4 protein-coding genes, 1 tRNA gene and 1 pseudogene are annotated in these 4,374 nt (G+C 54.9%); 3 read left to right on the forward strand and 3 right to left on the reverse strand.

The window, feature by feature from the left end:
- Window positions 1–425, forward strand: a pseudogene (locus tag QZL63_RS02670) (CDP-glycerol--poly(glycerophosphate) glycerophosphotransferase); the annotation flags it as partial.
- 47 nt (window positions 426–472) lie between these two features.
- Here the strand turns inward: QZL63_RS02670 and QZL63_RS02675 are convergent.
- Both QZL63_RS02675 and QZL63_RS02680 read right to left on the reverse strand, forming a co-directional pair.
- Window positions 473–1,315 (reverse strand): glycosyltransferase family 2 protein, encoded by an 843-nt coding sequence (locus tag QZL63_RS02675; protein WP_022307795.1) that lies wholly within the window; start codon window positions 1,313–1,315, stop codon window positions 473–475.
- 1,117 nt (window positions 1,316–2,432) lie between these two features.
- Window positions 2,433–3,161 carry an RsiV family protein gene (locus QZL63_RS02680; RefSeq protein WP_022307796.1) on the reverse strand — a complete coding sequence of 243 codons (729 nt, stop codon included), beginning with the start codon at window positions 3,159–3,161 and terminating at the stop codon, window positions 2,433–2,435.
- A gap of 139 nt (window positions 3,162–3,300) precedes the next feature.
- Here QZL63_RS02680 and QZL63_RS02685 point away from each other — a divergent pair.
- Window positions 3,301–3,375, forward strand: a tRNA-Glu gene (locus QZL63_RS02685).
- A gap of 180 nt (window positions 3,376–3,555) precedes the next feature.
- On the opposite strand, the gene QZL63_RS02690 is transcribed toward QZL63_RS02685, so the two are convergent.
- Window positions 3,556–3,690, reverse strand: coding sequence for a hypothetical protein (locus tag QZL63_RS02690; RefSeq protein WP_290585716.1), 135 nt, complete (start codon window positions 3,688–3,690; stop codon window positions 3,556–3,558).
- Between the two features lie 31 nt (window positions 3,691–3,721).
- Here QZL63_RS02690 and QZL63_RS02695 point away from each other — a divergent pair, with 31 nt between their 5' ends.
- On the forward strand, window positions 3,722–4,234 hold the full coding sequence (locus QZL63_RS02695) for a hypothetical protein (RefSeq protein WP_022307797.1): 513 nt from the start codon (window positions 3,722–3,724) through the stop codon (window positions 4,232–4,234).
- Window positions 4,235–4,374: the final 140 nt, after the last annotated feature.

Consider the following 4,374-nt stretch of genomic DNA (forward strand, 5'->3'; position numbering starts at 1 on the left):
CAAATGCTTCCTTTCTGGGAAATACTTTTGATGCAGGAGCAATGAATCAGTCTGATGTGATGTTGTGCGATAGTTCGTCGATTATTCTGGAGTTCATGTTCCTCAACAAGCCGGTTGTTACGTTCCGCAACTCGCATCCGGGTCCTTATCTGCTCGATGTCCGGGAACCGCAGGAAGTGGGTCCGGCCATTGAGCGGGCCTTGACCCGTCCGGACGGCCTGATGCGCGAAATTCACGATTATACGATGTTTCACGAGCCGCATCGCGACGGCCGTTGTGCGGCGCGGGTGCTCGATGCCGTGGATGACTTCCTCGAGCGCGGGCATGTCGGTTTGAAGCGCAAGCCGCTCAATCTGGTGCGGCGATGGAAGATGCGGCGCAAGTATCATTACTGGCCGCTTCTCGAACGGCTTTTTTCGAAATAGCGACAAGCGCGGCAACCTTGCTGGTTGCCGCGCTTGTTTTGTCGTGTTCACCGGACCGAAGCCTGAGTGCCTGTCGGCAGGATGATGGGCGGATAGGTGTAGGTGTAGGGCAGGTGGCTGTCAAGCCCGAACCGGCATCGCGTGCGGTGCTCGCGGATACTTTCCAGATAGCGCTGCTCGTTTGTCGGGCAGTTCTCGCGGGAGCGTTGTTCGTGGTAGAGGTGGAACGCGACCCCGCGGAACTTCATGATGCGCTGCCGCACCCCGCTGTTGTCGAGCCGCAGCCCCAGTTCGGTGTCCTCGTAGCCCCATCCCTCGAACGATTCGTCGTAGCCGTTTACCCGGATGGCGTCTTCGCGCCACAGGGCCATGTTGCAGCTGCGCGGTGATTTGCTCCCGGCGATCATGCGGTAGATGATGGCCATGAACGGAATGCGCATGACGTTGTTGCTGCACCGGACTCCCTTGGTCAGGGCGGAGAGCGACGTGATGGCTCCGCTGAGGACCTGACGGGTGAGGGCTTCGGTGATGATGCCGCGTGACCCCGAAACGTAACATCCCGGTTTGGCAAAGAGGATGTGGTCCTGTACGAAGTGGCGTTCCAGGATCAGGTCACCGTCGATCTGGATGATGTAGTCGCACGTGCTGGCGGCAATGGCCTTGTTGCGGATCGTGGCGACGCGGAATCCCCGGTCCTCGTGCCAGATGTGGCGTACCGGGACGGGCGAGATCCGTTCGAAATGCTTCACGACGTCGCGGGTGGCCATGCCCGAGCCGTCGTCGGCGATGAGAATTTCGTCGGGCAGGATGGTCTGCTGCATCACGCTGTCGAGACACAGGTAGAGGGCGCGGGGCCAATTGTAGGTGGAAACAAGCAGGGATACGGTCATCGTACAGGAAAATTGATGGGGTGTTCGAGACGGTATGGGTCGGTTACTCTTGTTGCAGGTCGCGTTTTTGTCCGGCTCTATTGACGTATGCGTGGTTCAAACTCATTTCGCAAATGTAGTGTTTTATCCATATCCGTCAAATTTTTTTCATACTATTATAACAAGCCTTCGGTGCAAATACTGCATCTGAGGCTGTGGAAAAATTCATACCGAGGTCCATCTGAAACGATAATGCGCAGATTATCAGTAGTATGCATGCTTGTGGCTGTCGGGCATATTAAAAAAATATCAAAAAATATCAAAAAAATTTAATAAAAACTTGCGCGGTTCGATTTTTCCCCTTATCTTTGCAGCGAAGTTTTAAGGTTCATTTAGGTTAGTAGTTTTAGGTTGGTGAGGAAACTGTGGATGACGGACCGAGGTCCCGATTCTGAGTTTCCTTTTTTTGTCTTTAGTCCGACTGCAGGATCGCCCATGGGCGGAACTTGCGGCCGGACTTTTTTGTTGGGTGTATTGCGGCCTTTCGAACCCCATGCTTCGATTGTTTGGCCTTTGAACGTGTTCTTGTAGCGTTTTTTTGCCTGTTGGTCTCCTTGAGGTGGGTCGGTTTTGTTTGTTGTTGATTATCAATGTATTGAACCGGTTAAAATAAGCTTTACGAGATCTCCCAATGTTACCAAATTGTTAAACTTATTTAATATATTCATAAAATATTTGCATAATACAAAAAACGCCCTTATCTTTGCAGTGAAGTTTTAAGGTTCATTTAGGTTAGTAGTTTTAGGTTGGTTGAGGAAATCGGCAGGTTGCAGCGGAACGGTCCGTTGCTAAGACCCGAGGACGGTGCTCGTCCGAACGGTCGAATACCTCCGATTAAACCTCGTTTTTGGAGGGGGTGGTTCCCCGCCAAAAAAAGGTCCCAGTCGTGAAGACTCGGACCTTTTTTCTTTTTGCGCTCTCCTTTTGCTGTCTATATACTTTTTCGCGGTTTCGCGGAGTTACCGGGTGATGGATTCTGCCGGTTGGACGAAAGCCTTCTGTTGTCGGCCTGCATGTCTGCGGCTCCGGCCGGTGGCTTCACCCGTGATGAGTCGGAGGCTGGCGGAAATGTGCGGCTTCAAAGGGCCGACAGCTCCTCGCGGGTAAGCGTCACCTCGATGCCGCCCAGCGCATAGCATCCGATCTCGTAGGGGTTGTAGAAGAAGGTGATGCCGCGGTCGTCGATCAGGAAGTTTTCCGTGGCGCCGATATATTCGGGGAAGAAACCGAGTTCCGACAATTCGTCGTCGGTCGTCACGTGGTAGGTTTCGCAGATCTTTTTACGGATTACTTCGTCGAGCCGTTCGGCCTGGGATTCGGTGAACAGGTCTCCCGTAGTGATCTCCAGACCGCTCTTGAGCGAATAGGTGTGGTATTCGATCCCGTAGATGCCGTGAGCACCGCCCGTGTAGCTTGAGCGCGTGATGACATAGGTGGCCAGCGTGTCGGAGGCGTGTCCCTCGGATTCGATTGAGATTTCGTAGGTCTGGGTCGGCTGAACGTCGGCAAGCAGGGTGGTGTCTATTTCGCGGATGGCCAGTTCGGCGGCCTGTGCCGCATTCCCTTCAAATGCCTCGACCTGGAAGAAGTAGCCGATGTTGGCCGTTTCGATGGCCTGGAGGGCTGCAGACTCGGACGTGTTGCGGATCGTCGCGAAACGGTATTCGATGCGGCAGTCTGCGCCCCGGCGTTCGAGCAGGGTGTCGATGGCGAGCTGTTCGAATTCGGGTTGCACGGGGCGGTGCGAGCGGCATCCGATCTGGAGCAGGGCAAGTGCCGGGAGCAGCAGGATGAGGGTTTTTTTCATGGCAATGCGGCATTTTGATTTGCTTAAAGGTAGCCAAAAAACGGGTTTTTGCGGCGAAAATGAAAAAAAATTGCAGATTTTCGCGAAAAATTTTGGAGATTCAAAAGAAGGCGCTATCTTTGCAGCACGAAAATAAACCGGTGGATTCATCTAAGGGTTAGGATACATGCCTCTCACGCATGACATAGGGGTTCGAATCCCCTATCCACTACCAGAAAACGGCGATTTTGCAACAGCAGAGTTGCCGTTTGTCTTTTCTCTTTTGTTGGTGCACTCCGTTGCCGATGCCTTCCTGCGAGGGTCGGGAGCCCTCCGCACGCTGATCTCTTTCGGGGTTCATTCTCCGGTCTCCTTGACTGCCGGCGTCTCCGTTCCGTTGTGTGCGATCGGTCCCTTAGCGGTCTTCGGTTGGTGCGATGCCGATGGTGCGGAGAGGGGTTGGTTCGCAGAAAATGCCTTTCGGCGGGGAAAAACGGCCGGCTCGTTGAATAGATTTGCCGGCAAAGGGGCGCATTTCTACTTTTGCCATCGGAACGAATTCCTGTTAAATGATGGAAACTATGAAAAAGTGGATGAAGATTGTGGCATTCTTTGCCGCAGTCGTTGCCCTCTCGGCGGGGTGCAGCGACAAGAAGGAGTCGGACGGCAAGCCGGGCAGTGCGCCGGTAATCACGCTTGAAGGCGGGGATATCTCCCAGCCGCAGGAGATAGTGCAGGGCATGACGGCTCGGATCCTGATCTCGGCGCCGGAGCGGATCCGGGACTTTACCGTGAAGATTGATTCGCCGGCGCTGACCGACGAGCTGCTCGGTGCGCTGCACCTCTCTACGACGCTCGATATGGCCCATCCGTCGGAAGAGGCTGCGGCGGCCTTCGCCTCGCTCGGATTGAAGTGCGGGGACGAAGTGAAGGGACAGACCTCCGTGCCGTTTGACATCTCGGCTCTTGTGCCGATGATTGCGATGATCTGCAAGGAGGATTCGGACCACAGGTTTACCCTTTCGGTGACCGACGAGTTGGGGCGGCAGACGGTGCAGCCCGTGACGTTCCACCTTTCGGTGGCGGCGGAATAGAGGAGCGGCCTTGTGGCCGGTGTGGCGGTCGGTGTGTGCCGGGAGTGTGTTGCTGGAACGTGTCCGTCCCATCGGCCGCAGGGCCTCTCCCTTGTTTTTGAGAGGCGCTGAAGAATGGCGGCGGCCGCATCCCTTCGGAT

Source organism: Alistipes sp. CAG:268 (assembly GCA_000434235.1).
Classification (GTDB): Bacteria; Bacteroidota; Bacteroidia; order Bacteroidales; family Rikenellaceae; genus Alistipes; species Alistipes avistercoris.